Source organism: Acetobacter sp. P5B1, from assembly GCF_018811985.1.
Lineage (GTDB): Bacteria > Pseudomonadota > Alphaproteobacteria > Acetobacterales > Acetobacteraceae > Acetobacter > Acetobacter cerevisiae.
In genome coordinates this window covers 1-1,108 of sequence record NZ_JACRVS010000098.1, presented here as the reverse complement: position 1 = coordinate 1,108, position 1,108 = coordinate 1, and the positions used below count along the sequence as shown (strand labels likewise).

Below are 1,108 nucleotides of genomic sequence, written 5' to 3'. Positions count from 1 at the left end.
AAGCTGCGCCGCCCGCCACCACGGACCCAGCTCAGCGGGGATACTTCGCCATTTCGCACCATTCTCATGACGCCAGAAGATCGCTGCTATCGTACGCCGCAGATCATGGGGCGGTGTCTTGCCCCTTGGCCGAACCGCCTCAATCAGCGGTTCCCAGATCGCCCATGTCTCATCAGTGAAAGTGCCTGTTCCGTCTCCTTCTTCAATCCATACAATATAGGAAGTATTTTAAGATCTAACAGGCCCTAGGGGAAATAAGTTCAAAGCGGGGGTATCATACCGCGCAACCTCTTGCGATTATCCGCATTGACGTGAGCCGCTGTTACAATCAGGCTTAGAAACGAATGTAATTTTAGTTTCTGGATTGATGACCGACCTGATTCTAGACCTTATCCTTCGCTGGCGGGACGATCCGGCAGGGACCTATCAGAGCTGGTTTCTGTGGGACGAACGTATCAAGAATTTTCGGTCTATCCGCCGTGGTCTGCAGCAGGTCGTTGCCGAGATAGCCGAGAGCACATTCGGGGTCGCCTATCGTGNCTTGCGATTATCCGCATTGACGTGAGCCGCTGTTACAATCAGGCTTAGAAACGAATGTAATTTTAGTTTCTGGATTGATGACCGACCTGATTCTAGACCTTATCCTTCGCTGGCGGGACGATCCGGCAGGGACCTATCAGAGCTGGTTTCTGTGGGACGAACGTATCAAGAATTTTCGGTCTATCCGCCGTGGTCTGCAGCAGGTCGTTGCCGAGATAGCCGAGAGCACATTCGGGGTCGCCTATCGTGGTTCCTCTCTGGAAACGGTCGTCCATTCGATTGCGGAGCAGCGCCAGATTTTCAAGGGTGCGGATCACGCCTTCCTGTGGAAGCCGAAGCTACGCATTCCCGATATCTACGAAAATCCTGCAAACCAGAAAGCATTCGGGCAGCTTCTCGATACCTGCCTGTGTTGCAATACCGACGAGCACGTGGTCTCGGCCATCCACGCGATCGATGCCCGGAAGATAAAAGGGCTGGGACCAGCCGTCGCCAATCTGCTGTATTTCCTGCATCCTACGATCATGCCGCCTTTCAATACGGCAATCGTGAACGGCTATAACGCCTT

Annotated in this window: 1 protein-coding gene and 2 pseudogenes; 2 read left to right on the top strand and 1 reads right to left on the bottom strand. The window is 53.4% G+C overall.

Going from position 1 to position 1,108, the window contains the following annotated elements; all coding sequences use genetic code 11:
- Window positions 1-159: transposase (locus KP703_RS15525; protein ID WP_373687446.1), on the bottom strand; the 159-nt coding region annotated here is incomplete at its 3' end.
- 208 nt (window positions 160-367) lie between these two features.
- Between KP703_RS15525 and KP703_RS15875 the strand changes: the two are divergent.
- Together KP703_RS15875 and KP703_RS15520 are read left to right on the top strand one after the other, a co-directional pair.
- Window positions 368-559 (top strand): annotated as a pseudogene (locus KP703_RS15875) (type II restriction endonuclease); the annotation flags it as partial.
- A 58-nt stretch (window positions 560-617) separates the two neighbouring features.
- Window positions 618-1,108 (top strand): annotated as a pseudogene (locus tag KP703_RS15520) (type II restriction endonuclease); the annotation flags it as partial.